General features: G+C 71.9%; 20 protein-coding genes. 11 read left to right on the plus strand and 9 right to left on the minus strand.

What is annotated here, in order from left to right:
• The first annotated feature begins 109 nt into the window (after nucleotides 1–109).
• A complete protein-coding gene (locus tag ACFQ2V_RS03445) occupies nucleotides 110–301 on the plus strand; it encodes a BatC protein (RefSeq protein ID WP_386050717.1) in 192 nt (63 codons plus the stop codon).
• Nucleotides 301–1,551: a cupin domain-containing protein gene (locus ACFQ2V_RS03450; protein WP_386050718.1), complete on the plus strand. Its 1,251-nt coding sequence runs from the start codon at nucleotides 301–303 to the stop codon at nucleotides 1,549–1,551. The genes ACFQ2V_RS03445 and ACFQ2V_RS03450 overlap by 1 nt, the downstream gene beginning before the upstream one ends.
• Nucleotides 1,552–1,578: 27 nt before the next feature.
• Here ACFQ2V_RS03450 and ACFQ2V_RS03455 read toward each other — a convergent pair whose 3' ends face one another.
• Both ACFQ2V_RS03455 and icmF read right to left on the minus strand, forming a co-directional pair.
• Complete coding sequence (locus ACFQ2V_RS03455) at nucleotides 1,579–2,343, minus strand: helical backbone metal receptor (protein ID WP_386050720.1); 765 nt, start codon at nucleotides 2,341–2,343, stop codon at nucleotides 1,579–1,581.
• A 23-nt stretch (nucleotides 2,344–2,366) separates the two neighbouring features.
• Nucleotides 2,367–5,609, minus strand: coding sequence for a fused isobutyryl-CoA mutase/GTPase IcmF (gene icmF / locus ACFQ2V_RS03460; RefSeq protein WP_386050722.1), 3,243 nt, complete (start codon nucleotides 5,607–5,609; stop codon nucleotides 2,367–2,369).
• A gap of 62 nt (nucleotides 5,610–5,671) precedes the next feature.
• On the opposite strand from icmF, the gene ACFQ2V_RS03465 reads away from it, so the two are divergent.
• A complete protein-coding gene (locus ACFQ2V_RS03465; RefSeq protein WP_386050723.1) occupies nucleotides 5,672–6,253 on the plus strand; it encodes a MarR family winged helix-turn-helix transcriptional regulator in 582 nt (193 codons plus the stop codon).
• 75 nt (nucleotides 6,254–6,328) lie between these two features.
• Complete coding sequence (locus ACFQ2V_RS03470; RefSeq protein ID WP_386050725.1) at nucleotides 6,329–7,576, plus strand: AGE family epimerase/isomerase; 1,248 nt, start codon at nucleotides 6,329–6,331, stop codon at nucleotides 7,574–7,576.
• A gap of 3 nt (nucleotides 7,577–7,579) precedes the next feature.
• On the opposite strand, the gene ACFQ2V_RS03475 is transcribed toward ACFQ2V_RS03470, so the two are convergent.
• From ACFQ2V_RS03475 to ACFQ2V_RS03485, 3 genes are all read right to left on the minus strand, one after another.
• Nucleotides 7,580–8,836: a D-arabinono-1,4-lactone oxidase gene (locus ACFQ2V_RS03475; RefSeq protein WP_386050727.1), complete on the minus strand. Its 1,257-nt coding sequence runs from the start codon at nucleotides 8,834–8,836 to the stop codon at nucleotides 7,580–7,582.
• An 84-nt stretch (nucleotides 8,837–8,920) separates the two neighbouring features.
• The gene (locus ACFQ2V_RS03480) at nucleotides 8,921–9,247 is read right to left on the minus strand and encodes a hypothetical protein (RefSeq protein ID WP_386050729.1); all 327 of its coding nucleotides are present in this window, start codon (nucleotides 9,245–9,247) and stop codon (nucleotides 8,921–8,923) included.
• Nucleotides 9,248–9,343: 96 nt separating this feature from the next.
• On the minus strand, nucleotides 9,344–9,523 hold the full coding sequence (locus ACFQ2V_RS03485) for a hypothetical protein (RefSeq protein ID WP_386050731.1): 180 nt from the start codon (nucleotides 9,521–9,523) through the stop codon (nucleotides 9,344–9,346).
• Between the two features lie 72 nt (nucleotides 9,524–9,595).
• On the opposite strand from ACFQ2V_RS03485, the gene ACFQ2V_RS03490 reads away from it, so the two are divergent.
• Complete coding sequence (locus ACFQ2V_RS03490) at nucleotides 9,596–10,078, plus strand: MarR family winged helix-turn-helix transcriptional regulator (RefSeq protein ID WP_386050732.1); 483 nt, start codon at nucleotides 9,596–9,598, stop codon at nucleotides 10,076–10,078.
• A gap of 107 nt (nucleotides 10,079–10,185) precedes the next feature.
• On the opposite strand, the gene ACFQ2V_RS03495 is transcribed toward ACFQ2V_RS03490, so the two are convergent.
• Nucleotides 10,186–10,752 (minus strand): NADPH-dependent FMN reductase, encoded by a 567-nt coding sequence (locus tag ACFQ2V_RS03495; RefSeq protein ID WP_386050734.1) that lies wholly within the window; start codon nucleotides 10,750–10,752, stop codon nucleotides 10,186–10,188.
• A gap of 73 nt (nucleotides 10,753–10,825) precedes the next feature.
• Here ACFQ2V_RS03495 and ACFQ2V_RS03500 point away from each other — a divergent pair, with 73 nt between their 5' ends.
• Entirely contained in the window at nucleotides 10,826–11,431 is a 606-nt protein-coding gene (locus ACFQ2V_RS03500) for a TetR/AcrR family transcriptional regulator (RefSeq protein WP_386050736.1), read from the plus strand.
• 17 nt (nucleotides 11,432–11,448) lie between these two features.
• Here ACFQ2V_RS03500 and ACFQ2V_RS03505 read toward each other — a convergent pair whose 3' ends face one another.
• The 3 genes from ACFQ2V_RS03505 to ACFQ2V_RS03515 are packed head-to-tail and all read right to left on the minus strand — an operon-like array spanning nucleotide 11,449 to nucleotide 15,664.
• Nucleotides 11,449–12,363 carry a class II glutamine amidotransferase gene (locus ACFQ2V_RS03505; protein WP_386050737.1) on the minus strand — a complete coding sequence of 305 codons (915 nt, stop codon included), beginning with the start codon at nucleotides 12,361–12,363 and terminating at the stop codon, nucleotides 11,449–11,451.
• A 13-nt stretch (nucleotides 12,364–12,376) separates the two neighbouring features.
• Nucleotides 12,377–14,098: a thiamine pyrophosphate-dependent enzyme gene (locus ACFQ2V_RS03510; protein ID WP_386050739.1), complete on the minus strand. Its 1,722-nt coding sequence runs from the start codon at nucleotides 14,096–14,098 to the stop codon at nucleotides 12,377–12,379.
• Between the two features lie 12 nt (nucleotides 14,099–14,110).
• On the minus strand, nucleotides 14,111–15,664 hold the full coding sequence (locus tag ACFQ2V_RS03515; protein WP_386050741.1) for an FMN-binding glutamate synthase family protein: 1,554 nt from the start codon (nucleotides 15,662–15,664) through the stop codon (nucleotides 14,111–14,113).
• Between the two features lie 168 nt (nucleotides 15,665–15,832).
• Between ACFQ2V_RS03515 and lysX the strand changes: the two genes are divergently transcribed.
• The 5 genes from lysX (at nucleotide 15,833) to ACFQ2V_RS03540 (ending at nucleotide 24,143) form a co-directional block, all read left to right on the plus strand.
• Entirely contained in the window at nucleotides 15,833–19,249 is a 3,417-nt protein-coding gene (lysX, locus tag ACFQ2V_RS03520) for a bifunctional lysylphosphatidylglycerol synthetase/lysine--tRNA ligase LysX (protein ID WP_386050743.1), read from the plus strand.
• Complete coding sequence (locus tag ACFQ2V_RS03525) at nucleotides 19,240–20,355, plus strand: alpha/beta hydrolase (protein WP_386050744.1); 1,116 nt, start codon at nucleotides 19,240–19,242, stop codon at nucleotides 20,353–20,355. The genes lysX and ACFQ2V_RS03525 overlap by 10 nt, the downstream gene beginning before the upstream one ends.
• Nucleotides 20,356–20,368: 13 nt before the next feature.
• On the plus strand, nucleotides 20,369–21,331 hold the full coding sequence (locus ACFQ2V_RS03530) for an SGNH/GDSL hydrolase family protein (RefSeq protein ID WP_386050745.1): 963 nt from the start codon (nucleotides 20,369–20,371) through the stop codon (nucleotides 21,329–21,331).
• A 113-nt stretch (nucleotides 21,332–21,444) separates the two neighbouring features.
• Nucleotides 21,445–22,458 carry a TIGR03885 family FMN-dependent LLM class oxidoreductase gene (locus tag ACFQ2V_RS03535; protein WP_386050747.1) on the plus strand — a complete coding sequence of 338 codons (1,014 nt, stop codon included), beginning with the start codon at nucleotides 21,445–21,447 and terminating at the stop codon, nucleotides 22,456–22,458.
• Nucleotides 22,455–24,143, plus strand: coding sequence for an alpha-amylase family protein (locus ACFQ2V_RS03540; RefSeq protein WP_386050748.1), 1,689 nt, complete (start codon nucleotides 22,455–22,457; stop codon nucleotides 24,141–24,143). The genes ACFQ2V_RS03535 and ACFQ2V_RS03540 overlap by 4 nt, the downstream gene beginning before the upstream one ends.
• Nucleotides 24,144–24,209 lie beyond the last annotated feature (66 nt).

A 24,209-nucleotide genomic window follows, 5' to 3' on the forward strand; every position in this document is an offset into this window, starting at 1 on the left:
CCTGACGCGTCGCCCGGTTCCCGGCCCACGTGCCAGAGCACGTGGGAGTGGGTAGGTGCAGAGGCGACGGCGTCGTCCGGCGCCGTCTGAATCAGCTAGAGGAGCAGCCATGAGCGACAACCCGCTGGACCCGCTGAGCGACGACCCGACGACCGAGGGGCCGGCTGACGGCGGCGCCGACGCGCAGACCCACGACGGTGGCGCCGACGGCGGCGCCGACTCGTCCTCCGACACCGAAGGCCCGGCCGACGGCGGTGCCGACACGGAGAGCCACGACGGCGGTGCCGACGGCGGGGCCTGATGGCCGCTGGCACGACCAGCCGGGTGTCCGCCGCTCACGGTGGACACCCGGCCCTCTCGCGCCTCGTCGCCGTCGACCCCGAGACGTTCGCCGGCGAGCACTGGTCACGCAGGCCGCTCGTGACGACGGCCGCGGACCTCCCCGGCGGCCTGACCGGCCTCTTCGACGAAGACGCCGTCGACGAGCTCGTCTCGCGCCGCGGGCTGCGCGCCCCCTTCCTCCGGGTCGCGCGTGACGGCCGGACGCTCGGCGACCGCGAGTTCACACAGGGCGGTGGCGTCGGGGCCACCGTCACCGACCAGGTCAGCGACGACAAGCTGCTCCGCCTCTTCGGCGACGGCTCGACCATCGTCCTGCAGGGCCTGCACCGCACCTGGGGCCCGCTCATCGACTTCACCCAGCAGCTGGCCGAGGACCTCGGCCACCCGGTGCAGGCCAACGCGTACGTCACCCCGAGCCAGAGCACCGGCTTCAGCGACCACTACGACGTGCACGACGTCTTCGTGCTGCAGGTGGCGGGCGAGAAGCGCTGGCGGGTCAGGGCACCCGTGCACCCCGCTCCCCTGCGCGACGAGCCGTGGACCGACCACCGCGCTGCCGTCGAGGAGGCGGCCCGGGCCGAGCCCGAGCTCGAGCTCACCCTTCGCCCGGGCGACGTGCTCTACCTTCCGCGCGGCTGGATCCACTCCGCCACGGCGCTCGGCGGCGTGAGCACCCACCTCACCCTGGGCGTCCACGTCTGGACGCGGCGCCACCTCGCCGACGAGCTCGTGGGCCTCGCCCTGGCGTCGGCCAGCCGCGACGAGCGGGTTCGCGCCTCCCTCGACATCACCCCGTCGGGCTTCGACCGCGACTCCCTCGCGGCCGACATCGACATCGTGCGCGAGAGCCTCATCCGTGGGCTCGGGTCGGTCGACGCGGGCGCCGTCGTCGACGCGCTCGAGGCGCGGGTCCGTGTGGCCCAGCGACCCGCACCGATCCGACCCCTCGCCCAGGTCGCCGCGGCCGACACGCTCACCCCCGCGACGGGACTGCGGCTGCGCGCGCACGTCGACGCCCGGCTCATCCCCGACCCGCAGGGCTCCGTCACCCTGCGCAGCCGGCTCGGGGACCGGCCGGTCGCCCCGCACGACGTCGGGACCTTCGTCGCCCTCGTGGGCGGCGGGGTGCTGCGGGCCGACATGGTGAGGATGGAGCTCGCGCGACAGCTCCTGCGCGAGGGCTTCCTGGTGCTCGCCGACCCCACCTGACCTCAACCGTCGAGAGGTCACTCCCGGTCAGCGGGTCACTGCCGCCGTGAGGGCGGCGCGGGCGCCGACGAGGGACGGGCCGTACCACGTGAGGAGTCGGCCGCTCACGAGAGCCGTGTGCGCTCGTGAGAACGCCTCGGGGCCGTCGTCTGCGGTGAAGACGTAGGGCTCGTCGGGGAGCAGGACGGTGACGCCCTCGCGGTCGAGGTCGCCCAGGTCGACGTGCGGGTAGCGCTCGGGCGCCTCGGCGAGCACGTTGCGCCAGCCGAGCCGGGCCACCACGTCGCCGGTGAACGTGTCGCGCCCGACCGCCATCCACGGGTCGCGCCAGATCGCCACCGCCACCTCGAGCGCCGGCTCGGGCAGCGGCCCCGTCCATTCGTCGCGCGCGGCTGCGAGCCAGCCGGGCGTGCCGAGCTCGAGCACCTCCACGAAGAGCCGCTCGAGCGAGTCGAGCGCGGCCGGCACCGTCTCGATGTCGGTCACCCACACGGGTGTGCCGTCAGCCCGCAGCCGCCGCACGTCGAGCTCGCGGTTCTCCTCCTTGTTCGCCACGACGAGGTCCGGCGCGAGCGCGCTGACCGCCCGGAGGTCGGGGTTCTTCGTCCCGCGGACGCGTTGCACCCCAAGGTCGCTCGGGTGCGTGCACCAGTCCGTCGCACCGACCAGCCGCTCGGGACAGGTCGATGCCAGGGCCTCGGTGATCGACGGAACCAGTGACACGACCCGACGCGGTGGCGTGGGGAACGAGACGGCATACGCGAGGTCGTCGGACAGGGTCACGGACGGCACGAGCTGGCCTCTCGACGGGTGAGTCAGACGTTGCGGCGGTACTGGCCGCCGACCTCGAAGAAGGCCTCGGTGACCTGCTGGAGCGAGCAGACGCGAGCCGCGCGCATCAGCACCTCGAAGACGTTGCCGCCCTCGATCGCGACCGTCCGGAGCTCCTCGAGCGCAGCCTTCGCCTCGACCTCGTGCTCCGAACGGAACGCGCGGACGCGCGAGAGCTGGCTCTGCTTCTCGTCCTCGGTGCCGCGGGCGAGGACGACCTTGCGCGGCTCCTCGCCCTCGTGCGGGTTGCGGAAGGTGTTGACCCCGATGATCGGCAGGCTGCCGTCGTGCTTGCGGTGCTCGTAGAGCATCGACTCGTCCTGGATGCGGCCGCGCTGGTAGCCCGTCTCCATGGCGCCGAGCACACCACCACGCTCGGTGATGCGGTCGAACTCCTTGAGCACGGCCGCCTCGACGAGGTCGGTGAGCTCGTCGATGACGAACGAGCCCTGGAGCGGGTTCTCGTTCATCGCGAGGCCCCACTCGCGGTTGATGATGAGCTGGATCGCGAGCGCACGACGCACCGACTCCTCGGACGGCGTGGTGACAGCCTCGTCGAAAGCATTGGTGTGCAAGGAGTTCGCGTTGTCGTAGATAGCGATGAGCGCCTGCAGCGTCGTGCGGATGTCGTTGAAGTCCATCTCCTGCGCGTGCAGCGACCGACCCGACGTCTGGACGTGGTACTTCAGCTTCTGGCTGCGGTCGTTGGCGCCGTACTTCTCCTTCATCGCGACCGCCCAGATGCGTCGGGCGACGCGGCCGAGCACGGAGTACTCGGGATCCATACCGTTGCTGAAGAAGAACGACAGGTTGGGCGCGAAGTCGTCGATCCTCATGCCGCGCGCGAGGTAGCTCTCGACGTAGGTGAAGCCGTTGGCGAGGGTGAACGCGAGCTGGCTGATGGGGTTCGCCCCGGCCTCGGCGATGTGGTAGCCGGAGATCGACACGGAGTAGAAGTTGCGCACCTTCCGCTCGATGAACCACTCCTGGATGTCGGCCATCATCTTCAGGCTGAACTCGGTGCTGAAGATGCAGGTGTTCTGGCCCTGGTCCTCCTTGAGGATGTCGGCCTGCACCGTGCCGCGCACGTTCGCGAGGGCGTATGCCGTGAGCTCGGCCCGCTCGTCGTCGCCGGGCTCGCGCCCCTCCCGCTCTCGGAAGGCGTCGACCTGCTGGTCGATGGCCGTGTTGAGGAAGAAGGCGAGGATCGTCGGTGCAGGGCCGTTGATCGTCATCGACACCGACGTGGTCGGCGAGACGAGGTCGAAGCCGTCGTAGAGGGCCTTCATGTCGTCGAGCGTCGCGATGGAGACGCCGGACGTGCCGACCTTGCCGTAGACGTCGGGGCGCGGGTCGGGGTCGCGGCCGTACAGCGTCACCGAGTCGAACGCCGTCGACAGCCGGGTGGCCGGCTGCCCCTCGGAGAGCAGCTTGAAGCGCCGGTTGGTGCGGAACGGGTCGCCCTCGCCGGCGAACATGCGCGCCGGGTCCTCGCCCTCGCGCTTGAACGGGAAGACGCCGGCGGTGAAGGGGTAGTAGCCGGGGAGGTTCTCGCGGCGCAGGAAGCTGACGAGCTCGCCGTGGTCGCGATAGCGAGGCAGCGCTACGCGCGGGATCTTGTTGCCCGACAGGGACTCTCGCGTGAGGGCGTTGCGGATCTCCTTGTCGCGGATGGTGACGACCTGCTCGTCGCCGGAGTAGGACTCGACGACCGACGGCCACGCCGCGAGGGCCTCGCCCACCTCTGCCGGCACGTCCTTGCGGGCACCCTCGAGCAGCGCCTCCACACCGTCGGCGCCCGAGCCCGCCTCGGCCAGCTCGTCGCGTACGGCCTCGAGGCGCTGGACGCGGCTGGCAGCGTCGGCGTACGTCCGGGTCTTGTCGTGGTAGCCGCGGACGGTGTCGCTGATCTCGGCGAGGTAGCGCACCCGGGCGGCGGGCACGATGGTCGCGATGCGAGTGGACTGCTTGGTCGCGACGCGCGGGAGCACACCCTCCTCGACCGGCATCCCCTTGTCGGAGAGGAGCGTTCGCAGCTCCTGGTAGAGCGCGGTGACGCCGTCGTCGTTGAACGTCGCGGCGCTCGTGCCGAAGACGGGCATGTCGGCGGGGCTCTTGCCGAAGGCCTCACGGTTGCGCACCATCTGGCGCCCCACGTCGCGCAGGGCGTCCCGGGCACCGCGACGCTCGAACTTGTTGATGGCGACGACGTCGGCCTGGTCGAGCATGTCGATCTTCTCGAGCTGGCTGCTGGCGCCGAACTCGGGTGTCATGACGTAGAGCGAGATGTCGGAGTAGCGCACGACGGCGGCGTCGCCCTGGCCGATGCCCGGCGTCTCGAGAATGACGAGGTCGAAGCCGGCGGCTCGCACGACGTCGAGCACGTCGTCGAGGTGTGCCGGCACCTGGGACTCGCCACGGGTGGCGAGGCTGCGGAAGAAGACGCGGTCGCCGTCGAGCGAGCTCATGCGGATGCGGTCGCCGAGCAGGGCGCCGCCCCCACGGGAGCGGGTGGGGTCGATGGCGAGAACCGCGACGCGCAGCTTGTCCTGCTGGTCGAGGCGCAGACGTCGGACGATCTCGTCGGTGAGGCTCGACTTGCCGGAGCCACCGGTGCCGGTGATGCCGAGCACCGGCACGCGTCGCCGACCGGCCGCGTCGCGGATGCCCGTCAGGGTGGCCTCGTCGAGCTCGCCCTCCTGGGCGCCCGTGATGGCGCGCGCCACGGCCGAGCGGTCTCCGGCGAGGAGCGCCTCGAGCGAGGGCGAGCCGATCTCCCACGGGTCGAAGTCGCAGTCGGCGACGACCCGGTTGATCATGCCGGCGAGGCCGAGCCGCTGGCCGTCCTCGGGGCTGAAGATCGTGACGCCCGAGTCGCGCAGGCGCGCGATCTCGTCGGGCACGATGACGCCGCCGCCACCACCGACGACGCGGATGTGGCCGGCGCCGTTCTCCTTGAGCAGCTGCACGAGGTACTCGAAGTACTCGACGTGGCCACCCTGGTAGGAGCTGACCGCGACGCCCTGCACGTCCTCCTCGATCGCCGCGTCGACGACCTCCTGGACGGAGCGGTTGTGCCCGAGGTGGATCACCTCGGCACCCTGCGTCTGCATGATGCGCCGCATGATGTTGATCGACGCGTCGTGCCCGTCGAAGAGGCTGCTCGCCGTGACGAGGCGGACGTGGTGGGAGGGCTGGTGGAGATCGCGCTTCGCTGCGTCGGACATGACAAAAATACTAGGACTTCCTACTAATGGACGTCAATGCGTCGTCGCCCTACGATGGCGCCATGAGCACGAACACCTCGGGAGCCCAGGCAGCGCCGGCCACACCCGCGGCACCGACGGCACCCTCGGTGCAGGGCGTGGCCGCCGGCGCGGGGCTCGGCTTCGACCCGATCGCCCGGGCTCGCGAGCAGTGGGTGGAGCAGGGCTGGGACACTGCGGCCGACGGCATGGCCGCGATCACCTCGCTGATGCGCGCGCACCAGATCGTGCTCGCGCGGGTCGAGGCGACCCTCAAGCCGCTCGGCGTGACCTTCGCCCGCTACGAGGTGCTCATGCTGCTGTGGTTCAGCAAGCGCGGGTCGCTGCCGATGAAGGTCATCGGCAGCCGCCTGCAGGTGCACCCGACGAGCGTGACGAACGCCGTCGACCGGCTCGAGGACGCCGGGCTCGTCACGCGGTCGACGCACCCCGACGACCGCCGCGCCATGCTCGTCGCGCTGACCCCGTCCGGCCGAGAGCTCGCCGAGCGCGCGACGAAGGCCCTCAACACCGAGGTCTTCGAGCAGCCCGACCTCGAGGCGGGCGACGTGCACGCCCTGGTGGACGTGCTGACCCGTCTACGCCGGGGCGCCGGCGACTTCTGAGCCCGGCATCGCGCCACGCCCGGCTCGTTGCCCGGACCTGCAGCGCCCGCGCGCCGATCTCGGCAGACTGGGCCCATGGCCGATGCTCCTCCCCCACCCGCCGACCACCTCGACCACCTGGACTGGCTCGACGAGCAGCGACGACTCATGCGCGCCCTCGTTCGGCGCGCGCAGAACCCGGCGGGCGGTTTCGGCTGGCTGACCGACGACGGGGGCCTCGACCCCGACAAGGGCGTCGAGCTGTGGATCACGGCACGGATGACCCACGTGGCCGCGCTCGCGGTGCTCGAGGGCGACATCGCCGGCGCCGACCTCGTCGACCACGGTGTCGCGGCGTTTGCCCCCGGCGGGCTGCTCCACGACGCGGAGCACGGCGGGTGGTTCGCCTCCGTCCACCCCGACGGCTCCCCCGACATCTCCGACAAGCGCGCCTACGAGCACGCCTTCGTCGTGCTGGCCGCGACGAGCGCCTCGGCGGCGCGGCGCCCCGGCGCGGACGACCTGCTCGACACCGCCCTGCAGACCTTCGAGCAGCGCTTCTGGCGCGAGTCCGAGGGCCTCGCCGTCGACGTCTGGGACCGCACGTGGACCGAGCTCGAGGACTACCGCGGAGTCAACGCCAACATGCACTCCCTCGAGGCCCTGCTCGCTGCCTGGGACGTCACGCGTGACCCGCGGTGGCTCGGGCACGCGCTTCGCATCACCGAGCGCGTGGTGCACGGCTTCGCCCGGTCGTGGAACTACCGCCTGCCCGAGCACTTCGACTCCGGCTGGCAGCCGCGCCCCGACTACAACCGCGAGCGCGCCACCGACAAGTTCCGGCCGTTCGGCGTCACGCCGGGCCACCTGCTCGAGTGGGCCCGGCTGGCGCTGCACCTGCGCCGCGCGCTCGGGGCCGAGGCGCCCCCGTGGCTGCTCGACGACGCCCGCTCGCTCTTCGACGTCGCCGTGCACGATGGCTGGCACGTCGACGGCAACGAGGGGTTCGTCTACACCACCGACTTCGAGGGCCGACCGGTCGTGCGCGACCGTCTGCACTGGGTCGTCGCCGAGGCCATCGGGGCGGCTCGCACGCTCGACCTGGCGACGGGCGACCCGACGTATGCCGCGTGGTACGACCGCTGGTGGCAGCACGCCCAGCGCCGGTTCGTCGACGCCGAGCACGGGTCGTGGCGGCACGAGCTCTCACCCGAGCTGGCACCGTCGAGCGTCGTCTGGCAAGGACGCCCGGACGTCTACCACGCCTACCAGGCGTGCCTCGTGGGCGCGCTCGGCGAGATCACCTCGTTCGCAGGCGCCCTCCGCGAAGGGGTGCTGCGCTGACACTCAGCCGATGACGCGGTCGAGCCACGCATTGCCGAAGACGCGGTCGGGGTCGACCCGGTCACGCAGCGCGCGGAAGTCGGCCATCCGCGGGTAGAGCGGGGCGATCACGTCGGCCTCCGCGACGAAGCACTTGCCCCAATGGGGCCGGGCGCCGAGCGGCAGGAGGGCGTCCTCGATCGCGGGCAGGACGGCATACACCCTCTGCTCGTCACGCAGCCAGGTGAAGTGCACGCCGAGGACGTCGTGCCCGTAGCTGCTGCTCAGCCAGTGCTGGTCGGCGGCGACCGTGCGCAGCTCGCACACCTGCAGCACGGGCGCCATCCGTGGGCCGAGTGCGCGCAGCCGCTCGATCGCGGTCAAGGCGTCGGCCCGGGGCAGGAGGTACTCGCTCTGCAGCTCTTCGCCCCGGCTCGGGGTGAACTCCATCCGGAAGTGCGGCAGCCGCTCGAGCCACGGCCCGAACACGCCACCCTGCTCGGTGACCGACCCGGTGGGGGCGCCCTCGAGCATGTGCAGCGTGCGGGTGGCCGGGAGCGCGCCGTGCAGGTGGACCGGCGCCTCGTCGACCCGGCTCTTGCGCCACACCTGCTCGATGCCCGCGTCGGCCCAACGGGTGAAGAGGCTGACGCTGTACGCGCTGCGCGTGATCGCATCGACGTTCTCGGCGAGCGCGTCCCAGCCGAGCCCCGTGTAGACGTCCTGGCGCACGTCGTAGGTCGGCTCGATGTCGAGAGTCAGCGCGGTGACGACGCCGAGGGCGCCGAGCGACACGATGCTGCCCTCGAAGTCGGCGTCACCCCGGCTCACGGTGCGCAGCCCGCCGTCCGGCCCGACGAAGTCGACGGACGCGACAGCCGCTGCGAGAGAGCCGTTCTCGACACCGGACCCGTGGGTTCCGGTCGCGACCGCGCCGGCCACCGAGATGTGCGGCAGCGACGCGAGGTTGCCCAGCGCCCAGCCCGCCGCCTGCAGCTGCGTGGCGACGTCACCGTATGCCGCCCGGCCCGTCACGCGGGCCGTTCGGCTCGCGGGGTCGACGTCGACGGTGGTCGGCAGCTCCGCCAGGGACACGAGCACCCCGTCGTCGGCGTCCGTGATGTCGGTGATGTCGGTGAACGAGTGGCGCGAGCCCAGGGCGCGCACCCTCGGCGCCGCCGCCACGACGTCCTGCAGGTGCTCCACCGAGCGCACTCGCTCGATGCGCGCACGGTAGGTGTGGTTGCCGGCCCAGTTCTTCTCCGTCAGGACGTCCGTCATGCGCCCAGTCTGGCAAGGCCGTTCACCGGGCACCACGGATGCACGCCGCGGCTGCAGCGACCGGGCGCCCGCCGCGCGCCGCGGTCAGTGACGGCGTCGGCGCGTGCGGTCCTGGTGCAGCTCGGGGTGGACGTCCTCGGGCAGCTCTTCGGGCAAGGCCCCCTCGCCAGGGGTGGCAACCCCCCAGCCCTCGGGGCTGATCGTGTCGACCGGCGGGTTGCCGACGAGGTGTGAACGCTCGGCACCCTCGGGGTGGTCACGGCGGTCCTGCTCCGTGCGGTCGCGGTGCGAGTTCATGGAGTCCATCGTGTCGCCTCCGCGCCGGGAGCTCCTCGGCTCGACCATGACGAAGCCGATGACGAGGATGACGATGACACCGAACAGGACGAAGATTCCTACGCGATCACCCATGGCACCTCCCGGGACGAGCCGTCACTCCAGACGGTACTCCCGTCGGGGCGTCTCCGACCTCGAAAGACGCACGGCGTAGGTCGGCGTCGGTCGGCGTCAGTCGGCGTCCTTCGAGCGCCCCGCCCGGACGCGGGCCTCCCGCTCGCGGACGAGACGGGCCTTGGGGTCGTTGCCCTCTCCGAGCTGGGCCGGCCCGAAGAGCGTGAGCCCGATCATCCGCAGGCGGTAGCCGATGCGGTATCCGACGGAGAGTCCCTTTGACCTCGAGCGCGCCACGTGCAGCCTCCATAGTTAGTGTGCTAACTGTTAGTGTACAGGCAATCAGCAGCCATCCGACGACGAGGCGAGATGACCCCCGACACTTCCACGGTGAACGACCGCGCTGCGGGCGCGGCATCCGACGACCTCCTGCGCCTGGACCAGCAGGTGTGCTTCGCGCTCGCGGTCGCCGCTCGCAACGTCATCGGCCTCTACCGGCCGGTGCTCGAGCCGCTCGGCCTCACCCATCCCCAGTACCTCGTCATGCTCGCCCTGTGGGAACGGTCGCCGCTGACGCTTCGTGAGATCGGCCACCTGCTCAGCCTCGAGCCGGCCACGCTCTCACCGCTGCTGAAGCGGCTCGAGTCCGCCGGGCTCGTCACCCGCGACCGCCACCCCGACGACGACCGGGCGCTCGCGATCACGCTGACCGAGCGCGGACGGCAGCTGCGCACCAAGGCCCTCCAGGTGCCGCCGCAGATCGTCGAGACGCTGGGCATGGAGCTCGACGAGCTCAAGTCCCTGCACCAGGCGCTGTCGCGCGTCATCACCGCGACCAGTCCTGGCCGCTGACGAGGGGATCGCCCGGCCGGACGACGGCGTGGCCCCGCCGGATTCCGGCAGGGCCAGGCAGGGTCCACAGGTGGGCCCGACCGCTGTCGACCGATTCGGACCGGAGGTCAGGCGGCCTCGACCTGGTGGTCGACGAGGGCGCCGAGCGCGTCGCGCAGGCGCCCGAAGACCTGCGGGTCACCGAGCACGTCGGTGTCGATGGTCGACTGCGACACGACCACCTGGTCGAGCACGACGGCGCCGGCGATGCCGGCCGAGCGCCGCGCGTCCTCGTGTGCCCACTTGCCGCCGTAGGGCGTGGGCGTCGCGCCGATGACGGCGAAGGGCTTGCCCGAGATGGCGCCCTGGCCGAACGGCCGTGAGAGCCAGTCGATGGCGTTGTTGAGCACGGCGGGCATCGTGCCGTTGTACTCGGGCGTGACGACGAGCACGCGGTCGGCACCGGCCACGGCGGAACGCAGCTCGACGGCGGGGGCGGGGGCCGCGTCACCGTCGATGTCCTCGTTGTAGAACGGCAGCGCCGCGAGACCGTCGACGATCTGCACCTCGACACCGGACGGCGCCTGGTCGCGCAGGCTCTCGGCGATGCGCCGGTTGACGGACTCGGCACGAAGGCTGCCGACGAGGACGGCGACGCGAGTGGGGGTGGAGGGGCTGGGGGCAGCAGTAGTCATGGCGGACTAAACGGACCATGGTCCGGTTCTATTCCGCGGGATGGCGGCGGCCTTCACACCTAGGATCACGACCGTGTCCACGGAGCCGTCGGTCGAGCGCACCCTCTTCGACCTGCACGCCCGCCCGGAGCGCCGCGACGCGGCCCGCAACCGCGAGCTGCTCCTCGACGCCGCCCACCGCCTCGTAGACCGTGACGGAGTCGAGTCCGTGACGATGGACGCCGTGGCGGCCGAGGCCGGTGTCGGCAAGGGCACGGTGTTCCGGCGCTTCGGCAGCAGGGCCGGCCTGATGACCGCCCTGCTCGACCACACGGAGGCACGCTGGCAGGGCCAGGTGATCTCGGGCCCTCCCCCGCTCGGCCCCGGGGCCCCTCCCCTCGAGCGGCTCCTCGCTTTCGGGGCCTCACGCCTCGACCGCACCGTCGCCAGCGCCGACCTCATGGTCGCCGCGGCGGGCCACCACGGGCGGTCGGGGCCCGCCGTCGCGTTCTGGACCGTGCACGTGCGCCACCTGCTCACCGAGCTCGGGGTGACCGGCGACCTCCCCCTCCTCGCCATGGCGCTGCTCGCGCCGCTCGATGTGTCCATCGTGCGCCAGCAGCTGGACAGCGGCGTGGGCCGCGAACGCATCCTGGCGGCCTGGGCCGACCTCGTCGAGCGCGTCGTCGCGGGCTGCTGACCCTGCGGGTGGGGTCTCTAGACCCCACCGGTCGGCGCGGCACCACCGGTCGGCGCGGCACCACCGGTCGGCGCGGCACCACCGGTCGGACTCTGCGATGCGGCTGCTGCGCCCAGGTCGTCGAGGTTCAGCGAGTGCCGCGGCTCGGAGTCGACGACGAGCCGCTCGGTCACTTCCAGGCGCTCGTCGACGGCCAGCAGCACCCCGGGCTCGACCAGCCGCCACCGGTCGTCGTCGTCGAGGCGCTCGCTCGCCACGACGACACTGGCGGCATCGGACAGGTCGTGGGAGACGACCCGCGTGCCGGCGCTGGAACGGTGGTCGAGCCGGCCACGGGTCTCATGGCGCTCGAGCACCCACAGCGCGTGCGTGGCGGGGTAGCGCACCGCCCACAGGCGGTGGGGCGTCGTCAGGACGACGTTGACGGCATACACGGGCAGCTCGGCTGCGACCCAGCGCAGGGCGGCGGTGAGGCCCTGACCCACGTCGCCGTGGGCGGCTGCGGTCTCACGGGTGACGAGGGCGAAGAGCCGCTCGGAGTCGGTCTCGCCACGGACGCGGCCCAGGTCGTCGCCGAGGTGGCTCTCGAGCACGTCCATGCCCTCCACGACCCCGTTGTGCGCGAAGAGCCGACCCTCCATCTCGAAGGGATGGGTGTTCTCGAGACGAACCGCGGCGCCCGACGAGTGGCGGACGTGGGCCAGGAACGTCGCGCTCGTGCGGTCCCGCGCCTCGCCGGTGAAGTCGGCATCGTCGTATGCCGCGAGCGCCTGCTTCTCGACGACGGGTCGCCCGCGCTCGTCGAAGGTCCCGAGACCCGTTCCGTCGGGGTTCGCACGGGACTGCGTGGTCAGGCTGTCGGGGGCATCGAGCAGCCAGAAGGTCGCGCGGACACGGGTGTGCCCAGCGGTCAGGCCGAAGAGGCGGCACACGGCGGGCTCCCGCTCACCGGCTCTCGAAGGCCTCGCGCGACTTGGCGATCGCGAAGCCCCAGCCCTGGGCGAGCGTCGGCTTCGGCGGCACGGCCACCTCGTCGGGGTTGGTCACGACGTCGAGCAGCACCGGGCCGACCGCGGCGAGCGCCCACGCGACCGCCTCGTCGAGGTCACCGGCGTCGGTGACCCGCCGGGCGGTGAGGCCCATCGCCGTGGCGACGGCGGCGAGGTCCGGGTTGTCCAGCTCGGTGCCGAACTCCGGCAGACCGCCCTGCTCCTGCTCGAGCTTGACCATGCCGAGCCGCCCGTTGTCGAACACGACGACCTTGACAGGCAGGTCGTGGGTCACGGCGGTGCGCAGGTCTCCGAGCAGCATCATGAGCCCGCCGTCGCCGGAGAAGGACACGACGGGGCGGGTCCGGTCGAGAGCCTGCGCCCCGAGCGCCATGGGCAGGGCGTTGGCCATCGAGCCCAGGTTGTACGAGCCGACGAGCCGACGTGTGCCGCGCATCGTGACGAACCGGGAGAGCCACGCCGTCGACATGCCCGTGTCGCTCGTGAAGATCGTCGAGTCGGGTGCCAGCCGGTCGACGGCCGCAGCCAGGGCCTCCGGGCGGATCCGCTCGTCGGGGTTGTCGAACACGGCCCGGGCCCGCCCGAGCAGTGAGGCGTCGTGGTGCGGGTCGAGCAACGCCTGCTGGCCGTCGTGCCAGCTGCGGTACGCGTCCACGGCCTTGTCGAGGTGGGTGCGGTCAGCGCGCCTGGCCAGCTGTGGAAGGAGCGCGTCGAGGGTCGCCTCGGCATCACCCACGAGCGCGTGGGCGACCGGCGTGCGACGACCGATGTGCTCGCCGCGGGTGTCGAGCTGCACCACCGTCTTCCCCTTCGGGTACCAGTCGCGGTAGGGGAAGTCGGTGCCGACGAGGACGAGCACGTCGCAGGCGTCCATCGCCTTCGCCGCGGCCGGGTTTCCGATGAGCCCCGACTGGCCCACCTCGAACGGGTTGTCGTGCTCCAGGCCCTCCTTCGCCTTGAGGGTCAGCACCATCGGCGCCCCGAGCAGGTCGGCCAGCTCGAGCACCTGGTCCCGGGCGGTCCGGGCCCCGCACCCCACGAGGAGCGTGACGGCCTCGTCACCGCCGAGCAGCTCCGCCACCCGGCGGACCGCGTCGGCCGGGGCCGCGGCGGCCGCAGGCGACGGCGCGAACACCGGTGTCGTCGTGTGCTTCGGCACGTCCAGGTCACCCACGTCGCCGGGGACGGTGAGCACCGCGACCCCGCGCTGCGCGTACGCGGCGTTGACCGCCTGCTCGAGCAGGTGCGGCAGCTGGGCCGGCGCGCTCAGCGTGTGCGCCCAGACGGCGACGTCGGCGAAGAGGGTGTCGTTGTCGACCTCCTGGAAGAAGTCGGTGCCGATCTCGGCGCTCGGCACCTGGCCGCAGATGGCGAGGACCGGCGCATGCGACTTCTTCGCGTCGTAGAGACCGTTGAGCAGGTGGATCGAGCCGGGTCCGACCGTGCCCATGCACACGCCGACGGTGCCGGTGAGCTGTGCCTGCGCACTCACGGCGAAGGCCGCGGCCTCCTCGTGGCGGACCCCGACCCACTCGACCCGGTCGTCCCGGCGGATGGCGTCGGTGAAGGGGTTCAGCGCATCACCCACGACGCCCCAGACCTGCCGCACCCCGGAGTCCGCGAGGGCGGTGACGATGTGTTCGGCGACTGTGGTCATGGCGGTCCGTCCTCAGAGGTGGCGTGGGGAGGCATGGGGAGCGAAGCGGTCGGCCGAGGCGACATCCCAGTCGGCGGCCCACTCCGAGGGTGGTTCGGCGAGCAGCTCTCCCGGCTCGAGCCACTCGTAGAGCTCGGCGTAGGAGAGGGTCATCGTCGCGGAGACGTTGCGGCGCAGGTGGTGCGGGTTCAGCTGCGCCGGGTCGGTGACGCCCATCGCAGCCATGATCTTCATGGCCGACTCCACCGTGGCCTGCTGGTAGCGCTGCACGCGGACGCTCTTGTCGCCCACGTCGAGCGCCCTCGCGCGGCGCGCGTTCTGGGTCGCGACGCCGCTCGGGCACTTGTCGGTGTGGCAGCGCTGGGCCTGGATGCAGCCCGCGGCCATCATCATGGCCCGGGCCGCGTTCGTGTAGTCGGCGCCCTGGACGATGCGCTTGACGATGTCGTTGCCGGCGGCGACCTTGCCGCTCGCGCCGATGCGGATGCGGTCGCGCAGGCCGACCCCCACGAGGGCGTTGTGAAGGGTCATGAGGCCGTGGGTCAACGGCATACCGACGTGGTCCTCGAACTCGAGGGGCGCGGCCCCGGTGCCACCCTCGGAGCCGTCGACGACGATGAAGTCGGGCGTCGCGCCCACCTCGAGCATGGCCTTGCAGATCGAGAGCACGTCGACGCGCGAGCCGACGCAGAGCTTGAACCCGGTGGGCTTGCCGCCGGCGAGCTCGCGCATCCGACCGATGAACTCGACGAGCTCGACGGGAGTGCTGAACACCCGGTGCGACGACGGGCTCACGCACTTCTCGCCCTGGGGCACCTCACGGATGTCGGCGATCTCCTTGGTGACCTTCGCGCCCGGCAGGACGCCGCCGATGCCGGGCTTCGCGCCCTGGCTGAGCTTGAGCGAGACGCACTTGACTGCGTCGTGGGCGGCCTTGTCGCGGAAGGAGTCCGGGTCGAAATCGCCATCCTTGGTGCGAGCCCCGAAGTAGCCGGTCCCGATCTCCCAGACGATGTCGCCGCCGTTCTCGAGGTGGTACGGCGACAGGCCGCCCTCGCCGGTGTCGTGAGCGAAGCCACCCATCGCGGCTCCCTTGTTCAGGGCGCGGATCGCATTGGCCGACAAGGCTCCGAAGCTCATCGCCGAGACGTTGAGGAGCGCCATGGAGTACGGCCTGGAGCAGTCCGGACCTCCGACCACGACGCGCGCCGGCTGCTCCGGCGGGTCGGCCGGCGCGATCGAGTGGACGAGGTACTCGTAGCCGACCTCGTTGACGTCCAGCTCCGTGCCGTACGGCCGCTCGCCATGGATGCCCTTGGCACGCTCGTAGATGACCGAACGCGTGTCACGGTCGAACGGCCTTCCGTCCCAGTCCCGTTCGATGAAGTACTGCTGGAGCTCGGGGCGGATGCCCTCGAGGAGGTAGCGCATGTGGCCGATGACGGGGTATCGGCGCAGGATCGTGTGCTTCTTCTGCAGCACGTCCCACGTGCCCAGCGCGGCCAGGCCGGCCCCCAGGCTCCCCGCGACCGCACCGAGACCGTTGACGCGCTTGCCACCGAGCATGGGCTCCTCCTCGACCGTCGACGCCACCGGCGGACCCGGACGTGTGCGCGGACCCGCTCCTTGGCGATACCCGCCACCGCACCGGAGCAACCTGAGCATTCCTGCACGCCACCTCGATCACAGGAGACGTCCAGCAACCGTCCAGCCGGGAGCGCGATCCTCTCGCCCATGGGCACCCGACACTCCGGGCGAGCGGCTCCCCACCGGTCCGCACGCCTGCTCACCGGCCTGTATGCGCTCGCCACGCTGGTCTCCCTGCTGCTGACAGTCTTCGCGCGCCGCCGCCCAGGACCGGTTCCCGGCGAGGCTCTCTTCGGCCTGCTCAACCTGCCGGTCGCACGAACATTCGTCTCCGTCGTCGTGCTCGCGCTCGTGACGCGAGCCCTGCTCGGGCGCAAGCGGATAGGCCTGTGGCTCGTGGCCGTCTTCCAGGTGCTCGGCCTCTACGTCGGGGTCGTCGCCCTGGTGCCCGCCGCCCGCCTGCCGCTCGTGCGGATGTGGGAGAGCCGCGGCGACCTCGGCCGCGGTCTGGACATCGCCTCCATCGTCGTCGCGGTCGCCGCCCTGTGGTGGCTGCGCCGCATCCGCGGCGCCTTCACCGGCCGCCTGCAGCGCGGTTCGTGGTGGGTGGCGCTCGGGGTCCTCGCCGTCGGCAGCGGCGTCACGCTCGGCGTCGCCTGGGGCCTGCTCGGCGCGGTCGGTGCACCGCGCTCCGAGGCCGACAACATCGTGGGCACCGTGCTCGCCGCCTTCGGCGGGGTGGTCCGTCGCGGCCTCGTCGGCGTGCCGGAATGGGTCATCGAGGTCGTCGCGGCCTGTGCCGGCCTCACCATCCTCGCGACTGTCGCCCTGTTCCTCGCCTCGGCCCGACCGGGCAGCCAGTGGTCGCCCGACCGTGAGGTCGCGCTGCGTCGTCTCCTCGCGCGGCACGGCGCCCACGACTCCCTCGGCTACTTCGCCACGCGCCGTGACAAGGCCTCCGTCTTCTCACCCGACGGCCGTGCTGCGGTGACCTACCGGGTGCTGGCGGGCGTCTCCCTGGCGTCGTCCGACCCGGTCGGCGACCCCGACAGCTGGCGTGCCGCCATCGAGGCGTGGCGGGCCGAGGCCCGCGAGTTCGGCTGGGTGCCGGCGGTACTCGGCACGAGCGAGCGGGGTGCTCGGGCGTATGCCGCGACCGGCGGGATGCGCGTGCTTCGGCTCGGCGACGAGGCAGTGCTCGACCCGGCCCGGTTCGACCTGCGCCGCGCGTCCCTGTCGCCGGTCCGCCACGCCGTGAGGCGAGCGACCCGGGCCGGGATCACCGTCCAGGTGCGCCGCCAGCGCGACGTCCCGCCGGGCGAGCTCGGCCACGTCGTCGAACGCGTCGACGCCTGGAGGCGCGGTGAGACCGAGCGTGGCTTCTCCATGGCGCTGGGGCGCCAGGGCGACCCCTCCGACGGTGACGTGCTGCTCGTGACCGCGCACGCGGCCGGGCAGGAAGGTCCCGAGCTCGTGGGCGTGCTCGGCCTGGTGCCGTGGGGACGCCGTGGCGTCTCGCTCGACGTCATGCGCCGCTCGCCCGATGCCCCGAACGGCGTCACCGAGCTCATGGTGAGCGAGCTGCTCGACCGCGCCTCCCAGCTCGGGCTGCGGCGGGTCTCGCTCAACTTCTGCATGTTCCGCGCCGTCTTCGAGGATGCCCAGCGCTTCGGTTCGGGGTCGCTCACCCGCGTCGGCGCGTCGGTCCTCGGCCGTCTCGACCGGTTCTGGCAGCTCGAGCGGCTCTACCGTTCCAACGAGAAGTTCGAGCCGACCTGGGAGCCCCGGTTCCTCTGCTACGACGACGCGGTGTCCCTCCCCCAGGTCGTCGTGGCAGCCGCGGTCGTAGAGGGTTTCGTCCCGGGGCCCGGCTCGCGGGGCGCCGGCGTGGAGCTCGACACCGACCACCTCGCCGCGCTCGACGAGCTCGCTGCCACCACGTCACGGCACGACGGGGAGACGCTGGGCCCGCGCCGTACCGACCAGTTCCGGCACCGGGCCGCGACACTCGAACGGATGCGTGTGGCCGGTCTGGACGCGTACCCGGTGGCGGCGACGGCGACCCCCACGACCCCCGTCGGTGCCCTGCCTGCTGACGCGTGGGAGCGACCCACCCGCCTCTCGGTCGTCGGCCGGGTGCGCGACCTGCGCGACCACGGCGGTGTGGCTTTCGCGCGGCTCGTCGAGGGCCACGACGACCTCCAGGTCCTCCTCGACGCGAAGACGCTCGGCCGGCCCTGCCTCGACCAGTTCACCTCAGTGGTCGATGCCGGAGACCTCGTCCGCGTCGACGGGGTCACCGGGCACTCGCGCAACGGCACCGCGAGCCTGATCGCCGACGGGTGGCGCATGGAGGCCAAGTCCCTGCACCCCGTGCCGTTCCGCTCGTTCGACGACCCGACCGCACGGGCCAGGCAACGGTCGACCGACCTGCTCGCGCACCCCGAGGGGATCGACCTGCTCCGCCAGCGTTCGGCCGTGGTCGGCTCGTTGCGTCGAACGCTCACCGACGACGGCTACCTCGAGGTGGAGACCCCGATGCTCCACACCGTGCACGGCGGCGCGACCGCGCGTCCCTTCCGGACGTTCATCAACGCGTACGGGGTCGACCTCTCGCTGCGCATCGCCCCGGAGCTGCACCTCAAACGACTGCTCGTCGCGGGGCTCGGCCCCGTCTTCGAGCTGGGACGCAACTTCCGCAACGAAGGGGCCGACGCCACGCACAACCCCGAGTTCACCTCGCTCGAGGTGTACCGGCCACACGCCGACTACGTGACGATGCGCCACCTCACCGAGCGGCTCGTCAAGGACGCCGCGCGCGCCCTCCACGGCCGCGAGGCGCTGCCCCTGCCCGGGCCCGACGAGCTGCGCACCGGCCTCGCCGACGTCGAGCTCGTCGACGTCAGCGAGCCCTGGCCGGTGGTGCCGGTGCTGACCGCGGTGTCGCAGTTCCTCGGGCAGCGCGTGTCGCTGGACACCGACATGGACGTCCTCCTCCGGCTCGCCGACACCCACGGCGTCGAGGTGCGACCCGACATGGGCGCCGGTGCGGTGATCGAGGAGCTCTACGCCGGGCTCGTCGAGCCACGTACGGCGCGGCCGACCTTCTACACGGACTTCCCGGTCGAGACCTCGCCACTCGCCCACCCGCATCGCTGCGAGCCCGGGCTCGCCGAGCGCTGGGACCTCGTCGTCGCGGGCATGGAGGTCGGCACGGCCTACAGCGAGCTGACCGACCCCGTCGACCAGCGGGCCCGGCTGACCGAGCAGTCGCTCAAGGCAGGAGCGGGCGACCCCGAGGCGATGGAGGTGGACGAGGACTTCCTGCTCGCGCTCGAGCTCGGGATGCCCCCGAGCGGCGGCCTCGGCATCGGCGTCGACCGGCTCGTCATGCTGCTCACCAACACCCCGATCCGCTCGGTCCTCACCTTCCCGTTCGTCCGTCCCCTCGCGGACCGGCCCACTCGGCCCGCTCGGCCCCCTCGAGCCGACCGGCCCTCTCGAACTGACCGACGCGACCGGTCTGACGCGCCTGACAACCGTCGGAGCCATACATGGAGCTGACCGACACCAGCCTCGTCGTCCTCCTCGGTGTCGTCGCCGCCGGCGTCTTCGGGGCCGTCGTCGCCGGGGTGCCCCGGGGAGGCCCGCGTCCGCTCCGGCTCGCGCTGCGCGCCGGACAGGTGCTGCTGCTCAACCTGCTGGTCGTCGCCCTGTGCGGTGCGGCGCTCAACGACCAGTACTTCTTCTACTCGAGCTGGGGCGACCTCTTCGGGTCGCGCTCGCCCTCCGTCGAGGTGCACCACGGCGGCACGGCGCGCGAGGCCGTCGTCGCGAACGTGCGGGGGCCGGGGCTTCGCGGCCTGACGACGCCGGCGATCCTGCCGCCGCTGCCGCAGCCCGGCTCCCGGCTCCAGACCTACACCGTGGTCGCCGGGCGCTCGCACGCGGAGGGCCAGGTGTACGTCTACCTGCCCGCCGGCTACGACCCGCGCTCGAGCCGAACCTACCCGGTCGTCGTGGGGCTGCACGGGTTCCCCAGCGGCCCCAAGAGCTTCCTGCGACTCGACTTCCTCAGCGACATCGACACCCTGACGGCCGAGCACCGGCTGGCACCGTCGATCGTCGTCGTGCCCCGCATCGACACGCCCGCCGGCCTCGACACCGAGTGCGTCAACGGGGCGCCGGGCCAGCCACAGACCGACACGTGGCTCTCCCGCGACATCCCGGCGTGGACGGTCCAGCACTTTCGGGCCGACCGGACGCGGACGGGCTGGGCGACGGTGGGCTACTCGTACGGGGCCTGGTGCGCGGCCTCCGTCTCGATGCGCCACCCGGACGTCTTCGGGGCCGCCGTCGTGCTCCTCGGCTACTTCCGACCCGACTTCTCCCGCACCTACGACCCCCTCACGAGCCGCACCATGCGCGACTACGACCTCGTGGCGATGGCACGGAACGCTCCCCCTCCCCTGTCGATGTGGGTGCTCACCTCCCGCGAGGACAGCCTCTCCTTCCCGAGCACGTCGAGCTTCCTCAGCGCGGCGCACGCCCCCCTCGACGTGGCCGGCACCGTGCTCGCGCACGGCGGCCACCGCGACGGCGTGTTCACCCCGTACATCCCCGCTGCCCTCGCGTGGCTGGGCCAGACGCTGCCGGGCTTCCGTGCCTGACCAGGGTTCCCGTATGCCGTCAGGCGCGGACGGCGGCCCGGCGGAGCACAGTGACCCGCAGGCGGCAGGTGGACCCCACCCCCACCACGTCGTCGCCGCGGTGCTGGGCCTCGCGGTGCTCGCCCTGCTGGTGGTCACCGGCGTCGTCCCCGTGACGTCGTCCGCCCTCGGCGGGCTCGGGGGCGTGCTTACCGCCACCAGTGGGGCCGGTGGATCGGGCGCGACCGGCGGGACGGCATACGCGAGGCCGCACTCGTCGACGCCGAAGGGGCCGCTGACGGTCGTGGGACTCGGCGACTCCGTGCCGTCGGCCGACACCTGTGGGTGCACCGGCTACGTCGAGCAGGTGGGCAGCCAGCTCGAGCGCCTGACGCAGCGACCCTGGGTGGTGCACAACGACGCGACCGGCGGCTGGACGACCACCGACGTCGCCGACGACCTGCTGAACTCGCCGACGCGGCAGCACCTCGCGGACGCCGACCTCGTCGTCGTGGAGGTCGGCGCCAACGACTTCGACCTCGGGAGCGTGGCCGACACGTCGTGCCTGCCCGCGACCACGTCAGGCTGCTGGTCTGCCACGATCGCCGGTCTGCGCGACGGGCTGACGCGGATCATCAACGACATCAAGCTGATCGACACACGCCCCGACCTGCGCATCGCCGTGCTCGGCTACTGGAACGTGACAGTCGACGGTGCCGTCGGGCGTGCCCTCGGGTCGGACTTCGTCCTGGGCAGCGACGCACTGACCCGTCTCGTCAACACGACCGTCGCACAGGTGGCGGCCGGCACCGGCGCGGTCTACGTCGACGCCTACACGCCGCTCAAGGGCGAGTCGGGCGACCGCGACCCGACCGGGGACCTGCTCGGGGACGGCGACCACCCGAACGCGAGTGGCCACACGCTCCTGCGGACCGCCGTGCTCGACGGGCTGGAGGACGACGGAGCGATCGCGGCATGGCGCCGCATTCCGGACTGACACCTCTTCACCGACCCCTGTCCATACCCGTTTCGTCGGGAACGTAACTCGCACAGGCACACTCGTCGGCGACCCGTTGACGACCGGGCCACTGTGCGGTTGCGTTGGTGGGCATGACCGTCATCGGATTCCACTGCTCGCACGAGCAGATCGACCCGGCACGGCTCCTGCGCGACGTCCAGGCGGCCGAGGCCGCGGGCTTCACCGCGGGCATGTCGTCGGACCACCTCTCGCCATGGAGCAGCCGGCAGGGCGAGTCCGGGTACGCGTGGAGCTGGCTGGGCGCGGCCCTGGCCACGACCTCGCTGCCCTTCGGGGTGGTGACGGCGCCCGGGCAGCGCTACCACCCGGCGATCGTCGCCCAGTCGATCGCGACGCTCGGCCAGATGTTCCCCGGCCGCTTCTGGGCTGCGCTCGGGTCGGGCGAGGCGTCCAACGAACGGGTCACCGGTGGGGTCTGGCCCCGCAAGGAGGTGCGCGACGCCCGGCTGGTCGAGTGCGTCGGCGTCATCCGCAGGCTCCTGCACGGCGAGGAGGTGAGCCACGACGGGCTCGTCACGGTCAACCGTGCTCGCCTGTGGACCCGTGCGGACCCGGTGCCCGACCTCGTCGGACCCGCCGTCACCCCCGAGACCGCGGCGCGGCACGCCGCCTGGGCGGACGGGCTCGTGACGGTCAACCAGCCCGCCGACACGTTGCGTCGGGTGCTCGCGGCCTACCGGGACGCCGGTGGGCGGGGTCCCGCGCGCCTCCAGATCCACCTCAGCTGGGCGGACACGGAGGACGAGGCGCTCTCGATCGCCCACGACCAGTGGCGCAGCAACGTGCTCGGCCCACCCGTCGCGTGGGACACCGAGAGCGTCGAGGCGTTCGACCTCATCGGTGAGACCGTCTCGCCCGAGCGGGTGTGTGACTCGGTGCTCGTCTCCGCCGACCTGGGTCGACACGCGCAGCGCCTGCAGGAGTACGTCGAGATGGGTTGGGACGAGCTCTACCTCCACTTCGTCGGCAAGGACCAGGCGCCGTTCATCGACGCCTTCGGACAACACGTGCTTCCCCAGCTGTCGCCGACCACGCCTGAGCCGCAACGGGACCTGCAGCCGTCAACGCAAGGAGCGAGCCGATGAGGATCAGCGACACCGGCGACGTCTGGTGGAAGAACGCCGTCCTCTACTGTGCCGACGTCGAGACGTTCCACGACTCGGACGGCGACGGCGTGGGTGACCTGCGCGGCATGACCGACCACATCGAGTACCTCGCCGACCTCGGCATCACGTGCCTGTGGCTCATGCCGTTCTACCCGACCGCCCGCAAGGACGACGGCTACGACATCACCGACTTCTTCGGCGTCGACCCGAAGCTCGGGACGCTGGGCGACTTCGTCGAGCTGGTCCGCACGGCACGGGCCCACGGCATCCGCGTCATCGTGGACTTCGTCATGAACCACACGTCCGACAAGCACCCGTGGTTCAAGTCGGCCCGCCGGAGCCGCGACGACCCCTACCGCGACTACTACGTCTGGAGCCGCACCAAGCCGCGGTCGAGCAAGAAGGACGTCGTCTTCCCTGACCAGGAGGACAGCATCTGGCAACGCGACGAGAAGACCGGCGACTACTACCTCCACCACTTCTACAAGCACCAGCCCGACCTCAACATCGCCAATCCCGCGGTGCAGGAAGAGATCTCGCGCACCCTGGGCTTCTGGCTCGAGCTCGGGGTGTCCGGCTTCCGCGTGGACGCGGTGCCGTTCCTCTTCGCGCGCGACGGGGTCCCCGGCGTCGACGACGCCGAGGAGGACGCCTTCAACCCCGACCGGTACCTCGGTGACGTCCGATCCTTCGTGACGAGGAGGGTCGGTGACGCCGTGCTGCTCGGCGAGGTGAACCTGCCCTACCCCGACCAGCGCCGCTTCTTCGGCGGCGACGACGGCGACGGGCTCAACATGCAGTTCGACTTCATCGGGATGCAGCGGCTCTACCTGTCACTCGCACGCGGCGAGGCGGCTCCGCTGGCGGACGCGCTTCGCGAGCGTCCGGCCCTCGACGTGACGAGCCAGTGGGCCAACTTCGTGCGCAACCACGACGAACTGACCCTCGACAAGCTCACCGTGCCCGAGCGTCGTGAGGTCTTCGCGGCCTTCGGGCCGGATCCCGACATGCAGCTGTACGACCGCGGGCTGCGCCGCCGCCTCCCCCCGATGGTCGGCGGCGACGAGCGCCGCCTCCGGCTCGTCTACTCCCTGATGTTCTCGCTGCCCGGCACGCCCGTGCTCTTCTACGGCGAGGAGATCGGGATGGGCGAGAACCTCGACATCCCCGGCCGGCTCGCGGTCCGCAGCCCGATGCAGTGGACCGAGGGCGAGGGTGGCGGCTTCTCGTCCGCGCCGCGCCGCCGACTCACGAGGCCCATGCCCGACGGCCTCTTCGGGCCCCAGCACGTCAACGTCGCCGACCAGCGCCGCGACCCGGACTCGCTGTGGTGGTTCATCCGCGGGCTCGTGCGCCGGTACCGCCAGCTGCCGCAGAGCGGCTGGGCCTCCGTCGAGGTGCTCGACCACCCTGTCGCCTCGACCCTGGCCCACGTGAGTCGCACCGACGACTGGGCCATGGTCGGGCTCCACAACTTCGGCCCTGACGGTGCGATGGTCCCCCTGACGCTGCCCGACGTCCCGCCGGGAGCCCGACTGCTCGACCTGCTCGACGAGCGCCGGGAGACCGACGTCGGGCCCGGCGGGGGCGTCGAGGTCGACATCGAGCCCTACGGCTACCGGTGGCTGCTCGTCGTTCCCGAGGGCGAGGACCCCGGGATCTGAGGGCGACACCGGGCCGCTGCGGGGACCAGCCGGCGGACGCCCGGTGGTCGCCCGGCCGGGACGGGT

It is taken from the genome of Terrabacter terrigena, from assembly GCF_042676085.1.
GTDB lineage: Bacteria > Actinomycetota > Actinomycetes > Actinomycetales > Dermatophilaceae > Terrabacter > Terrabacter terrigena.